23 protein-coding genes are annotated in these 22,203 nt (G+C 43.7%); 22 read left to right on the plus strand and 1 reads right to left on the minus strand.

Annotation, left to right across the window (positions count from 1 at the left end; translation table 11 throughout):
* The first annotated feature begins 10 nt into the window (after positions 1-10).
* From GDZ68_RS11090 to GDZ68_RS11185, 20 genes are all read left to right on the plus strand, one after another.
* Positions 11-910: a stage III sporulation protein AE gene (locus tag GDZ68_RS11090; RefSeq protein ID WP_153722362.1), complete on the plus strand. Its 900-nt coding sequence runs from the start codon at positions 11-13 to the stop codon at positions 908-910.
* A 9-nt stretch (positions 911-919) separates the two neighbouring features.
* Positions 920-1,084 carry a hypothetical protein gene (locus GDZ68_RS11095; RefSeq protein ID WP_153722363.1) on the plus strand — a complete coding sequence of 55 codons (165 nt, stop codon included), beginning with the start codon at positions 920-922 and terminating at the stop codon, positions 1,082-1,084.
* A gap of 67 nt (positions 1,085-1,151) precedes the next feature.
* Positions 1,152-1,577, plus strand: coding sequence for a hypothetical protein (locus GDZ68_RS11100; RefSeq protein WP_153722364.1), 426 nt, complete (start codon positions 1,152-1,154; stop codon positions 1,575-1,577).
* Positions 1,564-2,115 (plus strand): SpoIIIAH-like family protein, encoded by a 552-nt coding sequence (locus GDZ68_RS11105; protein ID WP_153722365.1) that lies wholly within the window; start codon positions 1,564-1,566, stop codon positions 2,113-2,115. Before GDZ68_RS11100 ends, GDZ68_RS11105 begins: the two co-directional genes overlap by 14 nt.
* A 960-nt stretch (positions 2,116-3,075) precedes the next feature.
* Positions 3,076-3,570, plus strand: coding sequence for an acetyl-CoA carboxylase biotin carboxyl carrier protein (gene accB, locus GDZ68_RS11110; RefSeq protein ID WP_153722366.1), 495 nt, complete (start codon positions 3,076-3,078; stop codon positions 3,568-3,570).
* A gap of 13 nt (positions 3,571-3,583) precedes the next feature.
* The gene (gene accC, locus GDZ68_RS11115) at positions 3,584-4,930 is read left to right on the plus strand and encodes an acetyl-CoA carboxylase biotin carboxylase subunit (protein WP_153722367.1); all 1,347 of its coding nucleotides are present in this window, start codon (positions 3,584-3,586) and stop codon (positions 4,928-4,930) included.
* A gap of 16 nt (positions 4,931-4,946) precedes the next feature.
* Positions 4,947-5,333 (plus strand): Asp23/Gls24 family envelope stress response protein, encoded by a 387-nt coding sequence (locus GDZ68_RS11120; RefSeq protein WP_153722368.1) that lies wholly within the window; start codon positions 4,947-4,949, stop codon positions 5,331-5,333.
* Positions 5,334-5,565: 232 nt separating this feature from the next.
* Positions 5,566-5,940, plus strand: a complete 375-nt coding sequence (nusB, locus tag GDZ68_RS11125) for a transcription antitermination factor NusB (RefSeq protein ID WP_153722369.1) — start codon at positions 5,566-5,568, stop codon at positions 5,938-5,940.
* 42 nt (positions 5,941-5,982) lie between these two features.
* Positions 5,983-6,849, plus strand: coding sequence for a bifunctional methylenetetrahydrofolate dehydrogenase/methenyltetrahydrofolate cyclohydrolase FolD (gene folD, locus GDZ68_RS11130; RefSeq protein ID WP_153722370.1), 867 nt, complete (start codon positions 5,983-5,985; stop codon positions 6,847-6,849).
* A 77-nt stretch (positions 6,850-6,926) separates the two neighbouring features.
* On the plus strand, positions 6,927-8,279 hold the full coding sequence (gene xseA / locus GDZ68_RS11135) for an exodeoxyribonuclease VII large subunit (protein WP_153722371.1): 1,353 nt from the start codon (positions 6,927-6,929) through the stop codon (positions 8,277-8,279).
* Positions 8,279-8,521 (plus strand): exodeoxyribonuclease VII small subunit, encoded by a 243-nt coding sequence (locus GDZ68_RS11140; protein ID WP_153722442.1) that lies wholly within the window; start codon positions 8,279-8,281, stop codon positions 8,519-8,521. Before xseA ends, GDZ68_RS11140 begins: the two co-directional genes overlap by 1 nt.
* Positions 8,514-9,398, plus strand: a complete 885-nt coding sequence (locus GDZ68_RS11145) for a polyprenyl synthetase family protein (protein WP_153722372.1) — start codon at positions 8,514-8,516, stop codon at positions 9,396-9,398. The genes GDZ68_RS11140 and GDZ68_RS11145 overlap by 8 nt, the downstream gene beginning before the upstream one ends.
* Positions 9,399-9,593: 195 nt before the next feature.
* Positions 9,594-11,492: a 1-deoxy-D-xylulose-5-phosphate synthase gene (dxs, locus tag GDZ68_RS11150; protein WP_153722373.1), complete on the plus strand. Its 1,899-nt coding sequence runs from the start codon at positions 9,594-9,596 to the stop codon at positions 11,490-11,492.
* On the plus strand, positions 11,489-12,310 hold the full coding sequence (locus GDZ68_RS11155; protein ID WP_153722374.1) for a TlyA family RNA methyltransferase: 822 nt from the start codon (positions 11,489-11,491) through the stop codon (positions 12,308-12,310). Before dxs ends, GDZ68_RS11155 begins: the two co-directional genes overlap by 4 nt.
* A gap of 79 nt (positions 12,311-12,389) precedes the next feature.
* The gene (gene ahrC, locus GDZ68_RS11160) at positions 12,390-12,839 is read left to right on the plus strand and encodes a transcriptional regulator AhrC/ArgR (protein ID WP_153722443.1); all 450 of its coding nucleotides are present in this window, start codon (positions 12,390-12,392) and stop codon (positions 12,837-12,839) included.
* A 17-nt stretch (positions 12,840-12,856) separates the two neighbouring features.
* On the plus strand, positions 12,857-14,554 hold the full coding sequence (gene recN, locus GDZ68_RS11165) for a DNA repair protein RecN (RefSeq protein ID WP_153722375.1): 1,698 nt from the start codon (positions 12,857-12,859) through the stop codon (positions 14,552-14,554).
* A 117-nt stretch (positions 14,555-14,671) separates the two neighbouring features.
* A complete protein-coding gene (locus tag GDZ68_RS11170; protein ID WP_153722376.1) occupies positions 14,672-15,631 on the plus strand; it encodes a SpoIVB peptidase S55 domain-containing protein in 960 nt (319 codons plus the stop codon).
* 235 nt (positions 15,632-15,866) lie between these two features.
* Positions 15,867-16,661, plus strand: coding sequence for a sporulation transcription factor Spo0A (gene spo0A, locus GDZ68_RS11175; protein WP_153722377.1), 795 nt, complete (start codon positions 15,867-15,869; stop codon positions 16,659-16,661).
* 155 nt (positions 16,662-16,816) lie between these two features.
* Positions 16,817-18,379: a DUF342 domain-containing protein gene (locus tag GDZ68_RS11180; protein WP_153722378.1), complete on the plus strand. Its 1,563-nt coding sequence runs from the start codon at positions 16,817-16,819 to the stop codon at positions 18,377-18,379.
* Positions 18,372-19,091: a glycerophosphodiester phosphodiesterase family protein gene (locus GDZ68_RS11185; RefSeq protein WP_153722379.1), complete on the plus strand. Its 720-nt coding sequence runs from the start codon at positions 18,372-18,374 to the stop codon at positions 19,089-19,091. Before GDZ68_RS11180 ends, GDZ68_RS11185 begins: the two co-directional genes overlap by 8 nt.
* Before the next feature lie 19 nt (positions 19,092-19,110).
* Here GDZ68_RS11185 and GDZ68_RS11190 read toward each other — a convergent pair whose 3' ends face one another.
* Positions 19,111-19,353, minus strand: a complete 243-nt coding sequence (locus GDZ68_RS11190) for a DUF2627 domain-containing protein (RefSeq protein ID WP_153722380.1) — start codon at positions 19,351-19,353, stop codon at positions 19,111-19,113.
* 200 nt (positions 19,354-19,553) lie between these two features.
* Between GDZ68_RS11190 and GDZ68_RS11195 the strand changes: the two genes are divergently transcribed.
* On the plus strand, positions 19,554-20,651 hold the full coding sequence (locus GDZ68_RS11195) for a Leu/Phe/Val dehydrogenase (protein WP_153722381.1): 1,098 nt from the start codon (positions 19,554-19,556) through the stop codon (positions 20,649-20,651).
* 116 nt (positions 20,652-20,767) lie between these two features.
* Positions 20,768-22,195 carry a dihydrolipoyl dehydrogenase gene (gene lpdA, locus GDZ68_RS11200; protein ID WP_153722382.1) on the plus strand — a complete coding sequence of 476 codons (1,428 nt, stop codon included), beginning with the start codon at positions 20,768-20,770 and terminating at the stop codon, positions 22,193-22,195.
* Positions 22,196-22,203 lie beyond the last annotated feature (8 nt).

The following is a 22,203-nucleotide window of genomic DNA, read 5'->3' on the forward strand; positions in this document are numbered from 1 at the left end:
CGAGACGCCGATGCCGGATTTTCTGCAAACTTTACTCGCTGATGTGCTGGGACCGTTTTTTCTACTGATGGTCATGCTGCTCCTGTCACTGCTTATCGATTTCTTTCTTCCGCATTTTCAAAAATGGACGAGATTGCTGCTGCTGATCTTCATTTTATTGCTGCTGCTCGAACCTGCTGCTGACAGCTTTCGGCAAATTCAAGTCATTACACATTCTATTGCTTCCATGTTCCTTGGAATGTATCCGCTAATAGCAGCTATGGTTTTAGCTTCCGGAGCGACGTTTGGAGTCGTGAACTTTCAACCTGCCATGCTGTTGTTTTCACAAGGCGCCGTATTCTTTGCAGAAAAGTTTCTGCTGCCGATTCTTATGACTGCACTTTTACTCGATATCCTGACACGTCTGCAGCCCGAAATCGTACTGACGAAAATGGCTGATTTACTGAGGACTTCCTTACTGGCTGTTGTATCCGCGCTGGTAGCTGCCTATTCCATTTTCATTACAGCGGGCGGCGCGCTGACCTGGACGATGAGCGGTACGCTGAACGAACCGGTAAAGGAGCTCATACGTCAGAATATCCCGTTTATCGGTTCGCTTTTGACCGATACGCTTGGTTCAATCGGCCGCTATTCTTCCGGTGCCACTGCCTATCTGAGTATTTGGATGCTATTTTCTATCTGGACGGTTGCGCTGCTGCCTGCTTTGCGGATTTTAGGTATTGCATTTTTATTCAGATGGACCGCTGCGATCATTGAGCCGTTTTCACAAAGAGAAGTATCTGGATTAGTGGATGACATCGGCCGCACATTATTCGTATTATGTGCAATCTCCTTTCTGCTGTCATTCGCATTTATCTATACAGCGATCTTTATTGTGACATTCATCAAGCTGATGACGATTGGGAAATGAGGAAATGCGGTGTTTCTATTTTTAATCGGCCTCATCCATTTAGTATGGCTGGCGCTGCTCATTCAGTTGCTGACCAGTGCTGAAATGGAAAAGTCCTTTATGCCGCTAATTAAATTAGCAGTCGGCCTCTGGATCCTGCAGTTTTTATTGCAGCTGGTTGGTCATAAGTGGTGAACGCTCTACATAGTATTCAAATGTAGAAATTAATTTCATCAAGTCACGTTGAGATGGTGATGGACACATGCAAAAAACAACGAAAAAATCACAGATCTTGCTAGTCGGTCTCATGTTGATGGTAGGCAGCATATTCTTCATCACCAGCAGTGGAAGCTTAGGAGGGGAAAAGAACAAAAAAGAGGAGAAACGCTTGCTGTCTACATTTGAAGAAACACTGGAACAAATGGAAGGTATAGGTGCAGTAAAGGTCTATTTCCATTATGACGAAAGAGAATTGGAGAGTTCATTGGCCGGCTATTTCTCAATGTCTGCTGCTCAGGATAAAAGCCGTTCAGAGTTAAAAGGTCTTCTCGTAGTAGCAGAAGGAGCAGAAGATCCAGCCGTCAGAAACGAGCTTTCACAGCTATTAGCCAATGTACTACAACTGCCGGAACATCGTATTGTCATCGTGGAAATGAAGAAAAGGGGGAGTTATCTTGAAAACAAATAAACGTACAGTATGGTTCTTAACATTACTCAGTCTGGTTGCAGTCATCTCGATCTACTACGTGAAGAAAGAGGCGCCGATGCCGTTTGACGGAATAGCGATCTTCACGAAAGAAACAAAAGACGCAACCAAGCTATTGGAAAAGGAAGGAAAAACAGACGAAGTGAAACCGGTTTTTGCCGAGTCATATATTTTCCAGGACATGAGAATGGAAGTACGCAACGAGCGTAGCGAAATGGTGGAACAGCTAACAACAAAAATGACTTCTTCAGATTATACAGCAGAACAAAAGAATGAAATTTTCAACGAAATTGCAGAGCTGAGAAAAGTCAGTTCAACTGAAGCGTTGATGGAAATGCAGATTGCAGCACTTGGCTATCCGGAAGTATTCGTCCGTACAGAAGAAGATCGTGTGAATGTCACAGTTCTGTCAAATGAAAGCCACTCCACGAAAATGGCGGATGAAATTACTCAGTATGTCATGTCAAGCTGGGATGGTGCACAAACAGTAAAAGTGGATTTTGCTGAGCCGAAACAATAATCGACCAAGCCGGAAGCAATTTAGCTTCCGGCTTTTTTATGCAGGTTTTTACAGAATAATTATGGCTCAACACCAAATTCTGTTCTTGACAACCTGTCACATGTGTATTGCGAAAATCTTGTTGCAGTTTAAACCCGCTTCGGCGCTGGGGGATTGCCTTACGCTGTGAGCCTACTGGCGAAGAACATGCCAGCAGTCTCACAGCAACGGCCGACCCCGCAGTTGCGCCTTCGCTGGTATATGGAATATATGTCATGTTGTTTTTTGGCAGAATAGCACCGCACCTCTCGTAGTAATCTCAAATAGTACGCTCATACTGCCACTCACGCATAAAGTCTTGAAACACCAGCCAGTGTACCGTAGTGGAAGGCAACTTAAGTACGCCGACAGGTGCCTTAATTTCTGCAAAAATCACAGAAATACGACAAAACGAACCCTACGCTGTTCGCTTGGCAACGGTTGCATGACTCACTTCGTGTGAGCCCGCGATTAACCACTCCGGGGAGGATCAGCCTGACAGGTAAGACTACTTGCGGGAGCAAAGCGAGAGCCGTCAAGAAGAACGGCTTTTGCGAGTAAAAGCGAAGCGTTAGGAGCACAACTTTGCACTTCAAGTTGGCTTACCGCGGGCCCTCCGGAACGCGTCCGCCTGGAACGCAGGGAAACGGTATCTTCTCACTTACCATCCTATACTGCGCCATCACAGTCAAATCTCAAACTGCTCATGAAATAAACTGTCAAGCACATGTTTTGATGAAGACCCATAATTATTGTGTAAACTATTATGTCTGACAGGATAACATATAGTCGCGTATAATTATTCATTTTACTAAATTTAGGAATTACAGGATAAATATTCATCCAATAAAGAATTATTTACGATTTTACTATTCCAAATTTATTGCAAAACGTCTATCATAGTAAAGGATAGAAAGAATATAACAGTCAGGAGAATCAGATATGATGAAAATTCAAGAAATTCGCGAAATTATCAAACTGATCGATCAATCATCCATTCAAAAATTCACGTTTGAATCAGACGGCGGGAAAATTAAACTTGAAAAAAATTCCGGGCAAACGCTTACAGCAGTTTCCGAAGCGCCTGCTGCAAAGGCAGCTCCGGCACCACAAGCACCGGCAGCTCCTGCGGCACCTGCTCCGGTACAGGAAGCTCCTCAGCAAGCAGCTCCTGCTGAAGTGGCAGAAGATACATCGCTTCATAAAATCACATCTCCTATGGTCGGTACGTATTATCAGGCTTCTTCACCAGATGTAGCGGCTTATGTTAAAAAAGGTGACAAAGTAACACCTGAGTCAATCGTCTGTATCGTAGAAGCTATGAAATTATTTAATGAAATTGAATCAGAAGTATCCGGGGAAATCGTTGAAGTGTTAGTGCAGGACGGTCAACTTGTGGAATACGGACAACCTTTATTCCTTGTAAAAGAGAACTAAGGGGGAATTCTAAATGAAAAAAGTATTAATCGCAAACCGCGGAGAAATTGCGGTACGGATCATTCGTGCTTGTAAGGAAATGGGCATTGCAACGGTTGCGGTCTATTCTGAAGCCGATCAGGATGCACTGCACGTTCAGCTGGCTGATGAAGCTTATTGCATCGGGCCGCGTCTTTCAACAGACAGTTATCTGAATTTCTCCAACATCATCAGTCTGGCGAAAGCAACGGACTGTGACGGAATTCACCCGGGCTACGGCTTCCTGGCAGAGAACGCAAGCTTTGCAGAATTATGTGAAGAAGTGAACATTGAATTTATAGGTCCTACTTCGGAAGCGATTGCAAAGATGGGAACAAAAGATGTTGCCCGTAATACAATGCAGGATGCAGGCGTTCCAATCGTTCCTGGATCAGATGGAATAGTCGATGATGCAGATCATGCGCTTGAAGTGGCAAGAGGCATCGGTTTCCCTGTTATTATCAAAGCGACAGCAGGCGGCGGCGGTAAAGGAATCCGTGTTGCACGCGACGAAGAAGAACTTGTGAAGGGCGTCAAAATCACCCAAAAAGAAGCAGCTGCTGCTTTTGGCAATCCAGGCGTCTATCTTGAAAAATATATCGAAGTGTTTCGCCACGTAGAAGTACAAGTACTCGCTGATAAATTCGGCAACACGATCCATTTAGGTGAACGTGACTGTTCGATTCAGCGCCGTATGCAGAAACTCGTGGAAGAAGCTCCTTCACCAGCGCTTACTCCCGAGTTGCGCAAGCAAATGGGCGATGCAGCAGTAAAGGCTGCAGAAGCGGTGAATTATCGCGGTGCAGGTACAGTGGAATTCATTTTCGACCATATTAATCAAAAATTCTATTTCATGGAAATGAATACAAGGATCCAAGTTGAGCATCCCGTGACAGAAATGATCACAGGAATTGATTTGATTCAGCAGCAGCTTAAAGTGGCTTCTGGAGAAAAATTATCAATGAAGCAAAAAGATATCAAATTTAACGGGTGGTCCATTGAATGCCGGATCAACGCGGAAAATCCAGAGAAAAACTTCATGCCGTCACCAGGACAGGTAACGATGTACTTACCGCCGGGCGGATTTGGCGTGCGGGTGGATTCAGCAGTGTATCCGGGTTATGCCATTCCTCCGTTTTACGACTCTATGGTCGCGAAACTGATCGTTCATGCCGATACACGTGAGCAAGCGGTCGCTCGGATGAAACGTGCACTGGATGAATTCGTAGTGGAAGGCGTCCGCACAACGATTCCATTCCATTCCAACTTAATGGATAATGAAGTGTTTCAATCAGGAGATTTTGATACGAAGTTTTTAGAGAAATATGATGTCATGAAATAATTGGAGGAGAATTGTAATGGCTGAAAAAACAAATCCGTCATTTGTCGGGATGACTCCGTCTGGAGATGCCGTGCTTGGACGTGTCCAGCTGGCTCCTGAAGTGCTGGAAGTCATCATCGGCATTGCTGTGACTGAAGTCGGCGGCGTCGTTGCCACTCAAGGTAATTTTGCGACAGGTGTTGCAGAAAAATTGGGTAAAGTGATGTACGGCAAAGGTGTAAAGACCGAGTGGGCAGATGAAGGACTGAAAATCGATGTGTACTGCATTATCGAGTATGGCCATTCCATTCCTACAGTTGCAGCTGAAATTCAGAGGGAAGTGCGTCAGGCAATTTACCACATGACTTCACTCACCACTCACGAAGTAAATGTCCATATTACCGGCATTCAATTCGACGAGTAAACTATACGAAGAAAAACATTATCCTCATTCAGGATAATGTTTTTTTCGTCGAGTTGATTTGAAATGAAACAATAACCTGCGGATGCTCTTTGATCTTATCGATTAACCTTCATCGTTCGAAGATCCCCCACCTTTATAAATCCTTTCAAAATCGCTTGATTCTACTAGTTCTTTTCGTTGTTTTTATGCTATCATTAGTTTTTGAAGATGCGCGGCAGAGGAGACCAGAAATATGAAACGACGAGAAGCACGTGAAAAAGCGATACAAACGCTATTTCAAATGGATAATAGTGAAATGAATGTTGACGAAGCAATCGGATATATAATCGATACACGGTCAGATGCTTTTTATGAACAGCTGGTACGCGGCACAGCTGAGCATATAACAGAAATTGATGAAAAAATCACAAATAACATGGAAAACTGGTCAATCGACAGACTTCCGAAAATCGAACGGACCGTACTGCGTCTTGCAGTTTATGAACTGCTCTACAATGATGAAGTGCCAAACCGAGTCGTTTTAAACGAAGCGATTGAACTTTGCAAAACGTTCGGCGATGAAAAATCAGGTCGCTTTGTGAACGGAGTATTATCAAAATTCAACTGATTGTATGCAATACAAATAACAAAAACGTTTGGTGGGAAAATCATGTCTAGTAAAAAAATCGATGGCAAAGCAATTGGACAAGAAATCCGAAATGAACTGAAAGAACAAGTGGCTTCTTTAGTGAAACAAGGCTGCCAACCTGGATTAGCAGTTATTTTAGTTGGCGAAAACCCAGCATCCCAGACATATGTGAAAAACAAAGAAAAGTCCAGTATAGAAGCAGGTATGAAATCAGAGTTGATTAAGATGCCGGATACGGTTTCTGAAGAAGAACTGTTAAATGAAGTAGAGAAGCTTAATCAGGATGACTCGATTGACGGTATTCTGGTACAACTTCCTCTACCAAAACATATTGATGAAAACAAAGTAATCCGCGCAATCAGTCCGGAAAAAGACGTAGACGGTTTTCATCCGATGAATGTCGGGAAAATGCTGATCGGCCAGGAAACATTTCTTCCATGTACACCATACGGCATTATGCAATTGCTGGAACGTTCAGGCATTGAAATTGCCGGTAAGCATGCCGTCATCATCGGAAGAAGTAATATTGTAGGCAAGCCGATGGGACAGTTGCTGCTTCAAAAAGACGCCACCGTCACATACTGCCACTCACGTACAAAGGATTTGAAACATTTCACGAAACAGGCAGATATCCTGATTGTCGCAATTGGAATCGCTAAATTCATCACCGACGATTACATCAAGGAAGGCGCTGTAGTCATCGATGTCGGTATGAACCGCGATGAAAACGGGAAACTTTGCGGTGACGTGGACTATGAGTCGGCAGAACAAACAGCCGGCGCTATAACACCTGTGCCGGGCGGAGTAGGCCCCATGACGATTACGATGCTGCTGAAGAATACCGTGGAGAGTGCAGAAAAAAAACTGAAAGACAACAACAAGAACTAACCGATATTCAATACACTTTACCGGGAGACGCCTGATACAAGGCGCCTCTCTATTCATAAAAGGGCAGGTGACCATGCATGTCCAGTCAAACTTTTTTAACCGTTCAAGCGCTGACAAAGTATGTCAAACGTAAATTTGATGCAGATCCTCATCTGCGGAACGTCTATGTAAAAGGTGAATTATCCAACGTAAAGCTTCATCCGTCAGGACATATTTACTTTACACTAAAAGACGACAAGACAAGAATTCAGGCAGCCATGTTCCGTTCCCGTTCCGCTGTATTGCAGTTTAAACCTGAAAACGGCATGAATGTGCTGATAACAGGTGACGTGACAGTGTATGAAACGGCAGGAAGCTATCAGCTCTACGCTCAAACTATGGAACCAGACGGTATTGGTGCACTCTTCCTGGCATTTGAACAGTTGAAAAAGAAGCTGCAGCAGGAAGGATTGTTTGAACAGCGTTTCAAGCAGCAGATTCCGCCGCTGCCCCGGACAATCGGCATTGTGACAGCTGAGTCAGGCGCGGCACTGCGCGATATGTATTCTACAATCACGCGCCGATATCCGATGGCTGAAATGATCCTGTTTCCTGCATTGGTGCAAGGACGCACAGCCGCTCCCTCCATTGTCAAAGCGATTGAACAGGCCAATAAAACGCCAAATATCGACGTACTGATAGTCGGAAGAGGCGGCGGATCTATTGAAGATTTATGGGCATTTAATGAAGAAGAAGTAGCCAGGGCCATTTTCTCCAGCAGAATCCCCATTATCAGTGCAGTCGGACACGAAACGGATACGACAATTGCAGACTATGCTGCGGATCTCCGGGCTCCCACTCCGACAGCTGCGGCAGAAATGGCGGTTCCGGATCAACTGCAGTTAATGCATCATCTGAACAACAGGCAGCGTACCCTCTTCACAACAGTTCAGAATTTGCTGAGACAGCAAAGCAAACGGCTGGAAACAGCGGTATCTGCCTATCCTTTACAGTACCCGGATAGATTGTACCGGCCGTTTATTGAAAAGTTGGAAATGCTTGATGACCGTTTGCGCCGTAACAGTGAGCAAGCTGTTGCGAAAAAAAGAATGGTGTTTAACCAGTTGCATGCAGGCTTTCAATATTACACCCCCCTCCGGCGAATTCAGCTGGAACAGCAGCAAACACAGCAGCTGAAAATGCGTGTTGACCGGGCGGCGGAGCAAATTGTAAAGCAGCAGCAACAACGATTCATTTCACTTATGCGTATGATGCAGGCATTGAATCCTCTTCAGATAATGGAGAGAGGTTTTTCCATAGCCTATCAAGAAGATGAAGTCGTAAAATCTGTCCATGAGCTGACAGCCGGGCAGCCTCTGACCCTCCGATTGACAGACGGAAAAGTTGAGACAACGGTGGAAAACATTATTCCCAAGGAGGTCGAGAAGTGATGGCCGAAGAAAAAGAAATGCAATTCGAACAGGCGATGCATCAATTGGAAGAAATCGTACAAAAGCTTGAAGCAGGAGAGGCCCCTTTAGAAGATACGATCACTCTGTATCAACAAGGAATGGAACTCTCTGCATTCTGCCAAAAGAAATTGCAGAATGCAGAAAAGCAATTGATTCGAATGATGGATCAGGAAGGTAATGAAACACCATTTGATCCGACAGCAGGTGAACCGAATGAATGAAAAACTGAAAGTATTCATCGACAGGAACATTCCCGAAATTGAAAGAGAACTGACAAATCAGCTAGCTAAGTCTGATATCCCGGCTATTTTACACGAATCCATGACGTATTCAGTGGAAGCCGGCGGTAAACGAATTCGACCTCTTTTAGTTCTCGCTGTTTTAGCAGATTTGCAAAAAGACTCGGCAGATGCATTGCGAGTGGCTGCTGCTGTTGAATTGATACATACATATTCTTTGATCCATGATGATCTTCCATGCATGGATGATGATGATTTTAGAAGAGGAAAACCGACTAACCATAAGAAGTTTGGTGAAGACGTCGCGACGCTGGCAGGAGACGCAATGCAGGCACTCGCATTTGGCGCGTTGTCTGAACTGAGAGAAACGCCGGCTGAGGATGCTATTGAATTAGTCGGTTTATTGGCTAAAGCATCAGGAGCGCAGGGAATGGTAAAAGGTCAGGTGCTCGATATGAAAGGTGAACAACAGCTGCTTCCTTTGAAAGAGCTGGAAGAAGTTCATATTCATAAAACAGGTGCGCTGTTATCTTTTTGCGTCGATGCGGGAGCTGTACTGGCACACGCGACAGATGAACAACGGAAATATTTGTCTGTGTTCTCACGCAATATTGGATTAGCTTTCCAAATTCAAGATGATATCTTAGATGTGACAGCAACAACTGAAGAGCTGGGCAAACCGGCCAACAGTGATACATCGAGTGAAAAGTCCACCTATCCTTCATTGCTTGGACTGGACGGAGCCCAAAAGCAATTGAAGGATCGCCATGAACAGGCAATACACGCCTTACGTGCAATTGATTTGGACCAGTCGATTCTGCATCTTCTTGCGGACTATATTATTGAACGAAAAAAGTAAAAGCAGACCATTATATTTGTGTCGGCTGATGTTACTGTTATAATGTAGAAAACAAAACAATACCTGCAGAGTCGGATGGTTAAAAAACACGGTGTTCTCATTTGGATATTTCGTCTAAGCTATTGTATACGGCTTAGTGCAATTGTCTGTGCATTACAGAATGAATTACTTACTTGGTGAAGGTGTGTGATCTCGATGGATCTTACAAAGATTACTAATCCATCTTTTGTGAAAGAGCTCAATAAAGAACAATTACTGAAGCTGGCTGAAGATATCCGCCATTTCTTAATTGAAAATTTATCGGTGACAGGCGGCCATATCGGTCCCAACCTGGGCGTTGTGGAATTGACAATTGCCTTGCACCGAATTTTCGACAGCCCGGCAGATAAAATTTTATGGGATGTTGGACATCAGTCATATGTCCATAAAATTTTAACGGGACGTGCAGGAGAATTTGAGACTCTACGTAAATATAAAGGTTTGAGCGGTTTCCCGAAGATGTCGGAAAGCATCCATGATGTATGGGAGACCGGACATAGTTCTACCTCTCTGTCGGCAGCTATGGGAATGGCTGCTGCAAGAGATATAAAACATGAAAAAAGTTATGTGATTCCTGTGATTGGGGACGGTGCATTGACTGGCGGCATGGCTCTTGAAGCACTGAATCATATCGGTCATGAAAAAACGAATCTTACAGTTATCTTAAATGACAATGAAATGTCGATCGCACCGAACGTGGGCGCCCTTCATTCGATTTTAGGGAAATTGCGTACAGCGGGTAAATATAATAATGTTAAAGAAGAGCTGGAATTCATTATGCGGAAGATTCCGGCAGTGGGCGGAAAAGTCGCAGATGCAGCTGAACGTGTAAAAGACAGCCTGAAATACTTAGTCGTCAATGGCGTATTCTTTGAAGAGCTTGGTTTTACGTATCTTGGCCCAATTGACGGTCATGATTTCGCTGAACTGGAACGCTCTCTTCAGTATGCAAAGAAAATGGAGGGGCCGGTGCTTCTTCATGTCATTACGAAAAAAGGCAAAGGCTACAGCCCTGCGGAGATGGACAAAATCGGTACTTGGCACGGAACAGGTCCTTATAAGATTGAGACAGGTGATTTCGTCAAATCTCCTGTAAAAGGTCCTGCTTGGAGTGCGTTAGTTTCTGAAACAGTCCGTAAATTAGCGAGGAAAGACCGCAGAATCGTTGCGATTACACCTGCGATGCCTGTTGGCAGTAAGCTTGAATCGTTTGCAGCAGAATTCCCGGACCGCTTTTTCGATGTGGGAATAGCTGAGCAGCACGCTGCTACTATGGCAGCAGGTCTTGCAGCCACTGGCATGAAACCGTTCCTGGCGATTTACTCTACATTCCTGCAGCGAGCATACGATCAGATGCTGCATGATATTACACGACAGAAACTGAACGTCTTTATTGGCATAGACCGTGCCGGACTGGTTGGTGCGGACGGTGATACTCATCACGGTGTCTTTGACATCGCATTCCTGCGCCATATGCCGAATCTGGTAATCATGATGCCTAAAGATGAAAATGAAGGCCAGCATATGGTCAAGACCGCTTTGGAATACAATGAAGGCCCGATTGCTATGCGTTATCCTCGAGGAAATGGTTATGGGGTGCCGATGGATGAAGAGCTCCATACGATTCCAATCGGTACATGGGAAGTGCTGAAAGAAGGCAAGGATGCAACAATCCTGACATTCGGTACAACAATTCCAATGGCCTTCGCGGCGGCAGAACAGCTTAAAGAGCAAGGCAAAGAGGTATCGATTGTCAATGCGCGCTTTATTAAACCGCTGGATACCGATTTATTGGATGATCTGTTTGCTGGAGGAAAACCTATTATTACTATTGAAGAAGCAGTGCTGGCCGGCGGTTTCGGAAGCGCGGTTCTTGAATATGCAGAACAAGTTTCTCACACATCTACGATTATTGAACGAATCGGAATTCCTGATGAATTCATTGAACACGGAAATGTTGACGAACTGTTAATGGAAATCCATATGACACCTGATCATGTAGCAGAAGTAACATTAGATGCACTGAAACAGGCTGCAGAAAGAGAAAAGGTATGAATTCTACAACTAAAAAAGAACGGGCAGATATTTTATTGGTGGAGCGCGGACTGACTGCCTCACGCGAACAGGCTAAACGTTCCATCATGGCAGGACTGGTATATTCAGATTCGTTGCGAATTGAAAAAGCAGGTGAAAAAATTGCTGTTGACGCCCCGTTGACAGTAAAAGGACCTGCGATTAAATATGTCAGCCGGGGCGGTTTGAAATTGGAAAAGGCGCTGGTGTCTTTTCCGATTTCTGTAGAAGGAAAGATTGTGCTGGATATCGGTGCTTCAACAGGCGGTTTCACGGATTGCGCTCTTCAAAACGGTGCGGTTCATTGCTATGCACTGGATGTCGGCTACAATCAGCTGGCCTGGAAAATTCGCCAGGATGAGCGAGTGACCGTTATGGAACGAACGAATTTCCGGCATGCCACAATGGATCTGTTCACTGAAGGCATGCCTGAAGCGGCGACGATCGATGTATCCTTTATATCGCTTTCACTTATTTTACCAGCATTAAAAAAGATCATTGTACCGGGCGGACCTGTCATTGCACTGGTCAAACCGCAATTTGAAGCAGGTAAAGAGAAAGTCGGCAAAAAGGGGATTGTACGCGAAAAAACTACACATCTGGAAGTTCTTGAAAAGATTTCCGGCATAGCAGAAGCAGAAGGATTTTCTGTTAAAGGTGCAGACTATTCGCCAGTCACAGGCGGTGAAGGGAACATTGAATTCCTTTTTTATCTCGTATCAGAAGATCAGCCAGTCTCTCAATTCACCACCGAAGACTTTAAGCAATTGGTGGCACAAGCACATAAAGACTTAACATAACGCGCAATGAGTTGCGCGTTTTTTAGATGGTCTGTATAATTTTACGATAGGTATGAAAAGAGAATCGGAGTGATTGAAGTTGAACAAAGGACAGCGGCATATTCGCATCAGAGATATCATTACCAATAATGAAATAGAAACGCAGGATCAATTAGTCGACAGCTTAAAAAGTGCTGGAGTGGACGTCACGCAAGCGACCGTCTCAAGAGATATAAAAGAACTTCATCTGATCAAAATTCCATCACCTTCAGGCAATTACAAATACAGTCTGCCGCCCGTTCATCGTTATAACACGGAAGAAAAGCTGAAGAGAATGCTGGAAGATGCTTTCGTCGGCATAGACAGCGCGAGTCATTTTATCACATTGAAAACGCTTCCCGGTAATGCGCAGGCTGTCGGTTCATTAATCGATAATTTAGACTGGGATGAAATGCTTGGAACGATTTGCGGAGACGACACATGCTTAATAATCTGCCGCGAAGAATCGAAGACAGAATACGTAAAAGATAAATTACTATCCATGCTATAAGTGAGGTGAGGAGTTCTTTGTTAAGTGAACTTTCAATTAAAAACTTTGCCATAATAGAACAGCTTGAAATCACATTTGATGAAGGATTGACCGTGCTGACCGGAGAAACAGGTGCAGGAAAGTCCATTATTATAGATGCCGTGCAATTACTGGCAGGCGGTAGAGGTTCACAGGAATTTATTCGTCACGGCGCGAAAAAAGCGGAACTTCAAGGGTTATTTACCGTGGACGAAAGTAAAAATGAGGTCGCAGAACGATTAGCTGAATTCGGAATTGAAGCCGAAGAAGGAGCCGTTATCTTACGCAGAGATTTGAATACAAACGGAAAATCGGTCTGCCGTGTGAATGGTAAACTGGTGACGATTGCGATTTTGCGGGAGATTGGTTCGCTGCTCATTGATATTCACGGACAGCATGAGAACCAGGAATTGATGAGTGAACGACGCCATATTGATCTGCTGGATTTTTATATAGGTGAACCCATTGAGCGGGCGATGTCAACGTATACTGAACTGTACGATAAATATAAAAAACTTCAGCAGCTTATCGCTGCAAAAACACAGGATGAACAGCAAATTGCGCAAAAAATTGATTTATATTCCTTCCAATTGGAAGAGATCGATGCAGCCAGTCTCATCATAGGCGAAGAAGAAGAATTAGAAGCTGAAAGAGTGAAGCTGCAGCATTTTCACCGGCTGTTTGATAGATTGAATACTTCCTATGAAGCCATTTCACTTGAATCACATGGACTGGACTGGATCGGCAATGCGATGAGTGATCTGGAAGAGGCCGCTTCCATAGATGATGAAATTAAACCGATGTCCGAGACAGTAAATTCCGCGTTTTATTCGCTGCAAGATGTCTCACATGATTTAAAACGATTGATTGATGGAATGGAATTTCAGCCTGAACGTTTACATTATGTAGAAGAGCGCTTAGCTTTGTTCCTTACGTTAAAACGCAAATACGGCAAATCATTAGAAGATATTTTGCTGTATCGTGACAAAATAGCAGACGCGCTGGATCAATTGGTGAATCGTGACGAAAGATTGCATCAAAACCAGGAGTTATTGGCACAATACGTTGAAGACTTGGAAATCGAGGCAAATGAATTATCAATTATCCGAAAAAAATCAGCTTTGCTGCTCGAAAAAGGCATTGAAGAACAGCTCAAGCAATTGTATATGGAAAAAGCTACATTTAAAGTGCAAATTCAGCGAAAAGAGCCTAATCAATTCGATGTAAATGGCTTCGACAATGTGGTATTTATGATTTCCACTAATCTGGGAGAACCTTTAAAACCTTTAGTCAGAGTCGCTTCAGGCGGAGAATTATCGAGAATGATGCTGGCTTTAAAAACAATTTTCTCACAGCATCAAGGTGTGACTTCCATTATTTTTGATGAAGTGGATACAGGTGTGAGCGGACGGGTAGCACAGTCAATTGCAGAAAAAATTGCTATGATTGCCAGTCATTCTCAAGTGCTCTGCATTTCGCATTTACCACAAGTCGCAGCGATGGCTGATCATCATTATTTGATAAAAAAAGAAATTCATGACGGCCGTACAACTACGGCAATTCACGATGTAATCCAAGAAGAACGCACAGAAGAATTATCACGTATGCTGTCAGGAGCTGAAATTACGCCGTTAACTCTTCAGCACGCTGATGAATTATTGAAGCTGGCGAAACAAAGGAAGCAAGCTTTCCGATAAGGAAAAAAGTATAGACGTATCCGAACCGAGTGGTATCACGTACTGTTTATTTTACCCTTTCATACTTTCTCAACGAACGGACATACCAAAGATATCTTTCGTTAGAGGAGGTGAATCATGGGATGGAATAAATCGTTTAAAACATTTTACAGTCTGCTTTTGCTGCTCTGTCTTTTCCCTGTAAATGCTTTTGCTCAGAGTGAATCCCTTATTCCAATGGGGCATTCGATTGGGATTCAAATGGATTTGAGTGGAATTTACGTGACCGGCGACGTTCTGATCGATAAGGAACAGTGGTTGAAAAAAGGGGATATCATTCAAGAATTGAATGGTGCTGAAACAAAACAGCTTGTTCATTTTGAGCGTTCTCTTCAAAAAAAAGACGGAGCTACGATGACAGTCGGCATTCTGCGGAATGGAGAAAAGATGACTCTCCAGGCAGATTTGCAACTCATTAAGCGCGTGTCTCCTTTTTTGAAAGACCGGACAGAAGGTACAGGCACCCTGACGTACGTCGACCCGGAAACCGGTACGTACGGAGCGCTGGGCCATCAAATTATCGACAGTACTTTGCAGACGCCTCCTTCATTTGAAAAGGGCGCGATTTATTTATCGGAAATTAATCAGATCAAGAAAAGTTCTCCGGGTTTTCCGGGCTATAAAATTTCCTCAATAGTCGATCCGAATAATTTACTCGGAACTATTCGGACCAACAGTATTTATGGGATTTTTGGCAACTGGAAGAACGCCTACAGTAAAGTGTTGGCCGAACCGCTTGAAATTATGCAGCCATTGGAAGTGAATGTCGGCCCTGCGGAAATCTTCACCACTGTAGAGGGTTCGAACGTCGAAAAGTTCCAGATACAGATCACCAAGCTGGAGGAAGATCAATTCCAGATCCTTTTAACTGATCAAAAGCTGTTGAAGAAAACGGGCGGTATTTTACAGGGAATGAGCGGAAGTCCTGTGATCCAGAACGGAAAATTCGTTGGTGCGATTACGCATATGTTTGTCGATGAGCCGGAAAAAGGTGCCGGTTTATTCCTCAAAACGATGAGAATGAGCGAAAAGAAGTGAAAAATGACCTGCGCGGATTCCAGCGCAGGTCATTTTTTTAGATTTATTCGACAGGAATAAGAATAAAACAGAAAAAAGTCGAAATAGATAGAAACCGTCGTACAGAAGTAACATTTTGAATGAATTTCAAAGTTAAAGTAGAAATTACCAAAATTTTCACTTGCGATATGAAGAGACAAACAACGTTAGACAAAGACAAAAAATCATGTCTACTTTATTTCGGGGGGAATCGGGAATGGAAAAAGTGAAAATAGCAATTGTGGATGACAATAAAGAATTAGTAAAAATGATGACGTCTTACTTTGAAAAGTATTCGGAAATAGAAGTGATTTGGACAGCGAACAATGGACAGATTTGTTTATCCATGCTGGAACAGGAACGTCCGGATATTTTATTATTGGATATTATCATGCCGCATCTGGACGGGATCGGCGTGCTGGAAACTTTGCATGAGACCAATTCAAAGGGAGATATGCAGATCATGATGCTCACTGCTTTCGGACAGGAGACCGTGATGTCCCAAGCTGCAGGATTAGGTGCTTCATATTTCATGCTGAAGCCTTTTGAATTAGATCGGTTGATTGGGCAAATATTCAAGGCGGCCGGAAAATCAAAGACAAATAACTCCTCCTATGCTGTACAGCAGCCGTCACAGCCAACTGGCGCTGTGACGCAAAAAGTTCTTGATACGGCGATCACGTCGATGATTAAAGAAATCGGGGTGCCTGCTCATATTAAAGGCTATGCATTTCTGCGTGAGGCCATTCAAATGGTTTACACGGATGTGGAACTGCTGGGATCTGTTACAAAAATTCTCTATCCGGATATTGCGAAAAAGTATAATACAACACCATCGCGTGTCGAACGGGCAATCCGCCACGCAATTGAAGTAGCGTGGAACAGAGGGAATTATGATTTAATTTCCAAAACATTCGGGTACACAGTACACCACTTAAAAAGCAAGCCGACAAACTCTGAGTTTATTGCAATGATTGCAGATAAAATCCGTTTGGAACATATGGTAAGCTGAGGGTATCTGGGAGAATAGTTAGATTATAATTATAAATGGAAGAAAAAGTTCGTACTTGTGAGAAAAAATACTTATTTATCGGTATTTTGGATATAAAGGACTATCCCTTTCTAAACTTAATCTCTTATACTTGTATAATATGAGGAGGGATTTTGTTGTTAGTAGAAAATGAACATTTTATCCTTTTAGAAGAGAATAATAAAGTAATTATGAGAACTGTAAAACAAGGTTTTCCCATAAAGTCATTTGATGCGCTGACAGCGGATCTTCCAAGATTAAAATTACACTCATTCAAAGAATTAATGAAAGCGCTGCAAACTGAAGGAGAACATGAAATCGGCATATTTTCTGCACCCTGTGAATTATATATTTCACCAAGCAAAATGAAGGCCGAGTTATATATTCATGCGACTACAGAAGAATATGCTTCTAACAGAGAGCTATATATAGACCAGGCAATCGGACTGCTGGAATCTAAAGGTGTATCTTATAGTAAAGAACTGCTTTATAAAATGCCTTTCGTTCCAGGCAATCCGATGTTGGCTGCTGTCGGCCGGGAACCGGTGAAAGGCCAGGATGCCAGTGTCTCGTACATTGAAATGCCCGACCGTAAACCAATATTGCGGGAAGATGGATCGGTAGACCATTACGAACTGAATTTTGTGACGTCGATTGCGAAAGATGATTGGCTTGGCGAAAAGATACCTGCTCAAGAGGGCGTTCCGGGATTCGACATTTTCGGAAATATAATTGCTGCAAAAAGAGGCGAAGATATCAAATTGGTTTATGACCGCCAGTCAGTCGGAGAATTCCAAGAAGAAGGAAAAGTCGTCTTGCGGGCATTGCATGGGGGTGCGCTGGAGCAGACGAATGGCCTGCTGGCTGTTGGCAAGCAACTGATTATACCGGAGGATGTCGGAACCAAGACTGGATCTATTACATTTGACGGCGCAGTACGAGTTCACGGCACTGTGCAGGCAGGTTTTTCGGTCAATGCTACTGGTGATATTTCAATAGAAGGAAAAGAAGGTATTACCAACGCCAAAGAAATTCGTTCTGAAGAAGGAGACGTCTATATTAAGGGTGGCGTTTTTGGAGCGGGTGAGACGGTGATCGAAGCCAAAAACTCTGTGTTCGTCAAACATGCAAACAATGCAAAAATTTATGGGAAACAGGTCAATATCGGCCTGTATTCATTGGGGTCTGAAATTTATGCAGACTATATCAGCATTGACCGTCATAAAGGGAAAGTCATCGGCGGCATTACAGAGGCGTTATTTTCCATCGAGTGCGCGTTTGCAGGGAATAGTCACGAACGATTAACTAAGCTCACGGTTAAAGGTGTGGATAAAGAGGGTGAGCTGGAAGAGATTCAACGTTTGGCGGAACAATTGAAAAATGAGCATGAAGAACTAAAGAAAATTGAGTTGACAATGGGGAAGATGGAAACAGTAAAAAGCAGTTTATCTGCAGCTCAGCTGGAGATGCTTGATAAGATGGGCACTACAATCCAAGCAAAGCAGCAGCAAATCATGAGTCTTGACCAAACGATCAAAACAAAACTTGAACTGGTTCAGACTGCCGTCTCTCCCAAAATAGAAGTGACAAGGGAGGCATATCCGGGTGTGAATCTGCAGATCGGTAAAATGTCTGCTATGTTGAATCGTGAAACAAAAGGAGTATTTGAACTGACTGGCGAAGGGGTTTTGAATGTCTAATAATCAGGTGTTTGCACATCGCGGAGCATCAGGGAGTCATTTTGAAAATACGATGGGCGCGTTTCGAGCCGCTGTAAAACAGGGAGCTGACGGCATAGAATTAGATGTCCAGCAAACAAAGGACGGGACACTTGTGGTCATTCATGACGATCGGCTGTCCCGCGTTACAGGAGTAGAACGGCAGATCAACGACATAACTTCAGAAGAACTGCGGCATATCAAGGTGGGGAAAACAGGAAGCAGGAGAGTTTTTGGGCAGCCTGTACCTAATTTATTTGATGTGGTGTCTTTTTGTATTGAAAACCAATTGTCGCTGAATATTGAATTAAAAGAGACTGTATACGGTCAGCCTGCAGCAATTGAGAAGATCCTGCATTATACAGAAGGGCTTGCGGATGTTCATATTTCCTCTTTTGATTATCAAACGCTTCAGTTAGTCAAGGAGCTGGACACCCATATGGAAACTGCACTGCTGCTGAAAAAGAATTCTGTTGACTGGGCGGATTTAACGTCATATGAAGTAGATGCATTCCACTTTCATAAGCGACTATGGAAAGATCCTTATCAGGAACATCTCAAGTCCAGCGGCAAGACGTTGCGAATGTACGGTGTAACAGGAGCCGAGTCTTTTCTTGCTTCCGCTCCGGAAGTTACTGGCTGGATTACAGACTATCCGAAACGTGTCCAGAAAAAAATAAAAGGATCAAGGTAAGCGATATACCTTGGTCCTTTTATTTAATGTCCTTTTTGAATCGGTCAGCTGCTCTGCCGCTTCTCCGGTCACGCCGCAGAAGAAAACCTGCGAAGAATCCTAAACCTGCCACAAAAAGCAGTAAGCCGCCTAAGAATTGCATCCAAATGAATGGAAATGGCTGAAACAAATGTCCAAATAATGAATCGCGCATTAATTTAATACCAAGAGCTGCTGCAATTCCTGGAATCAGCAGAACAATAAACGCAGCAAGACGTGCCATAATCTTCAACCCCTTACCTAATTAATTTTACCGTGTAAGGATGGATTGTCAAGGACCGTGCCATCATGTACGATGGAGATGTAGACAATATGTTAACACGCAGGAAAATCAATGATTGGCTGTCAAAGTTGCATTCTGTCTATAAGAAACCTAAAATTAATTACATAGAAATCTAATTTTACTTACTTGGAGGGATAGCAATGGAATTATTCACTTATATGGAAGATCACGATTATGAACAGCTTGTACTTTGTTATGACAAAACATCCGGATTAAAGGCGGTTATCGCGATACATGATACAACGCTTGGACCTGCACTTGGCGGAGCACGCATGTGGACGTACGACAGTGAAGAAGCGGCAATTGAGGATGCACTGCGTCTGGCAAAAGGCATGACATATAAAAACGCTGCTGCAGGGTTAAATTTAGGCGGTGGTAAAACAGTCATCATCGGCGATCCGAAAAAAGATAAGAACGATGAATTATTCCGTGCGCTGGGACGCTATATAGAAGGGCTGAACGGCCGCTATATCACCGCTGAAGACGTAGGGACAACTGAATTTGATATGGACTTGATCCATTTGGAAACAGATTACGTCACAGGCATATCTTCCGGCACAGGCTCCTCAGGAAATCCATCACCTGTTACAGCACTTGGTATATACAAAGGAATGAAGGCTGCGGCAAAAGAAGCATTCGGTGATGATTCATTGGAAGGAAAGACTATCACAGTCCAAGGAGTAGGGAATGTAGCATATACGTTATGTGAATATCTACATAGTGAAGGCGCCAAGCTGATTGTTACGGATATTAATAAAGAGGCTGTTCAACGGGCAGTGGATGCATTCGGAGCAATAGCTGTTGAAACAGATGAAATTTATTCACAGGAAGCGGATATCTTTGCACCGTGTGCACTCGGTGCAGTTATCAATGATGAAACTCTCCCTCAATTCAAAGTGAAAGTCATTGCAGGTTCAGCAAATAACCAATTGAAAAACCCTGAACACGGCGACCGGCTTCATGAAATGGGAATTGTTTATGCGCCGGACTACGTCATCAATTCTGGCGGTGTCATCAACGTAGCCGATGAACTCATAGGCTATAATAAAGAACGTGCATTAAAACGTGTAGAAGGCATTTATGATACGATCCTAAAAATATTTGAAATTTCTAAACGGGACGGTATTCCTTCCTATCAGGCAGCAGATCGTTTGGCGGAAGAGAGAATGGCGAGGGTGGCTGCGACAAGAAATACATTCCTGCGAAGTGAAAAGAGTATTCTATCAGACAAAAAGTAAATAAATATACAAAAAGAAGTCAGCGGTGGGCACTGAACAGACAACCCACCGCTGAACGTGCATGTCTACTATTATTTTTTAGAATTTAAATTTGTCGGTGAAAGGTGTGCGATTATTTGAGCAAGGAATACGACTTAGTCATATTAGGCGGCGGGACAGGTGGCTATGTGGCAGCCATCCGTGCAGCACAGCTCGGGTTGCAAACAGCTATCGTCGAAAAATCAAAGCTTGGCGGAACATGTCTGCATAGCGGCTGTATCCCAAGTAAAGCCTTACTGAAAAGCGCTGAAGTCTTTCGGGCTGCCAGCAGCGAAGCGAGTGAATTCGGTGTGAATACGGGGGATGTGTCGCTGGACTTTTCCCAAGTGCAAAAAAGAAAGAATCAAATCGTCAGTCAGTTGCATGTAGGTGTTGAAAGCCTGATGAAAAAAGGGAAGATTGATGTCTTTCACGGAACAGGGAGAATACTGGGAGCTTCGATTTTCTCTCCAATGCCGGGGACCATTTCAGTTGAGATGGACAACGGTGATGAAAATGAAATTCTTATTTTAAAAAACCTGATAATTGCTACAGGTTCTAAACCGAAAACTTTACCGGGATTGGATATTGATGAAGAGCAGATTCTGACTTCACAGGGAGCTCTGGAAATGAAGGCGCTTCCTTCTTCTATGACGATTATTGGCGGCGGTGTCATCGGAATTGAATGGGCATCTATGCTGAATGACTTTGGTGTGCAGGTCACTGTACTGGATCGTCTGGAGCGCATTTTGGCGACGGAAGATCATGAAGTCGCAGCGACAGTCCAGAAGGCTCTGGAAAAGCGCGGTGTGACATTCAGATTAGGTGCAGCAATTCGAACGGATTCTATTCAGAAGCAACCAGGAGAAGTTACGGTTTCTTACCAGATGGGTGCGCAGGAATATTCAGTCAGCAGTGAAAGACTGCTAGTATCTGTGGGCCGGGACTCAGTCATCGATGATATCGGTTTGCAAAACACTGAAATCCAAGTGGAAAAAGGTACGATTCAGACGAATAAATTTTATCAAACGAAAGACCAGCATATTTATGCAATCGGAGATGTGATCGGCGGACTTCAATTGGCGCATATGGCGGAGCATGAAGGGTTATTTGCTGTCGATCATATAGCGGGTATCAAGCGTGAACCTTTGGATATGGATGCAGTTCCGCGCTGTGTATATTCGTTTCCGGAGACAGCTGCTATCGGTCTGACAGAAAAGCAGGCAGAAGAACGAGGGATCAAAGTGAAAGTAGGAAAGTTTCCATTTAAAGCGAATGGAAAAGCATTGGTGAATGGCTATGCAGAAGGTTTTGTGAAAGTTCTGGCTGATCAGGACAGTGACGATATAATCGGCGTTCATATGGTAGGTCCGCATGTTACAGATCTCATTTCCGAAGCCGGTCTTGCTATGGTTCTCAATGCAGTTCCTTGGGAAGTATCTTCTGCGATACACCCGCACCCGACATTATCTGAAGCACTCAGTGAAGCGGCTTTGGCTGTTGAAGGCATTGCCATTCACATGTGAAGGAGGAA

This window comes from Sporosarcina cascadiensis, assembly GCF_009650995.1.
GTDB classification, from domain to species: Bacteria; Bacillota; Bacilli; order Bacillales_A; family Planococcaceae; genus Sporosarcina; species Sporosarcina cascadiensis.

Excerpts from the sequence above, each read along its gene's own strand:
- GDZ68_RS11185 (WP_153722379.1), top strand. The coding sequence starts at position 18,372 with ATGTCTAATAATCAGGTGTTTGCACATCGCGGAGCATCAGGGAGTCAT.
- dxs (WP_153722373.1), top strand. The coding sequence starts at position 9,594 with ATGGATCTTACAAAGATTACTAATCCATCTTTTGTGAAAGAGCTCAAT.
- GDZ68_RS11170 (WP_153722376.1), top strand. The coding sequence starts at position 14,672 with ATGGGATGGAATAAATCGTTTAAAACATTTTACAGTCTGCTTTTGCTG.
- GDZ68_RS11100 (WP_153722364.1), top strand. The coding sequence starts at position 1,152 with ATGCAAAAAACAACGAAAAAATCACAGATCTTGCTAGTCGGTCTCATG.
- accC (WP_153722367.1), top strand. The coding sequence starts at position 3,584 with ATGAAAAAAGTATTAATCGCAAACCGCGGAGAAATTGCGGTACGGATC.
- GDZ68_RS11090 (WP_153722362.1), top strand. The coding sequence starts at position 11 with ATGCCGGATTTTCTGCAAACTTTACTCGCTGATGTGCTGGGACCGTTT.
- xseA (WP_153722371.1), top strand. The coding sequence starts at position 6,927 with ATGTCCAGTCAAACTTTTTTAACCGTTCAAGCGCTGACAAAGTATGTC.
- spo0A (WP_153722377.1), top strand. The coding sequence starts at position 15,867 with ATGGAAAAAGTGAAAATAGCAATTGTGGATGACAATAAAGAATTAGTA.
- GDZ68_RS11195 (WP_153722381.1), top strand. The coding sequence starts at position 19,554 with ATGGAATTATTCACTTATATGGAAGATCACGATTATGAACAGCTTGTA.
- GDZ68_RS11190 (WP_153722380.1), bottom strand. The coding sequence starts at position 19,353 with ATGGCACGTCTTGCTGCGTTTATTGTTCTGCTGATTCCAGGAATTGCA.
- accB (WP_153722366.1), top strand. The coding sequence starts at position 3,076 with ATGATGAAAATTCAAGAAATTCGCGAAATTATCAAACTGATCGATCAA.
- GDZ68_RS11140 (WP_153722442.1), top strand. The coding sequence starts at position 8,279 with ATGGCCGAAGAAAAAGAAATGCAATTCGAACAGGCGATGCATCAATTG.
- folD (WP_153722370.1), top strand. The coding sequence starts at position 5,983 with ATGTCTAGTAAAAAAATCGATGGCAAAGCAATTGGACAAGAAATCCGA.
- GDZ68_RS11155 (WP_153722374.1), top strand. The coding sequence starts at position 11,489 with ATGAATTCTACAACTAAAAAAGAACGGGCAGATATTTTATTGGTGGAG.
- GDZ68_RS11120 (WP_153722368.1), top strand. The coding sequence starts at position 4,947 with ATGGCTGAAAAAACAAATCCGTCATTTGTCGGGATGACTCCGTCTGGA.
- GDZ68_RS11145 (WP_153722372.1), top strand. The coding sequence starts at position 8,514 with ATGAATGAAAAACTGAAAGTATTCATCGACAGGAACATTCCCGAAATT.
- nusB (WP_153722369.1), top strand. The coding sequence starts at position 5,566 with ATGAAACGACGAGAAGCACGTGAAAAAGCGATACAAACGCTATTTCAA.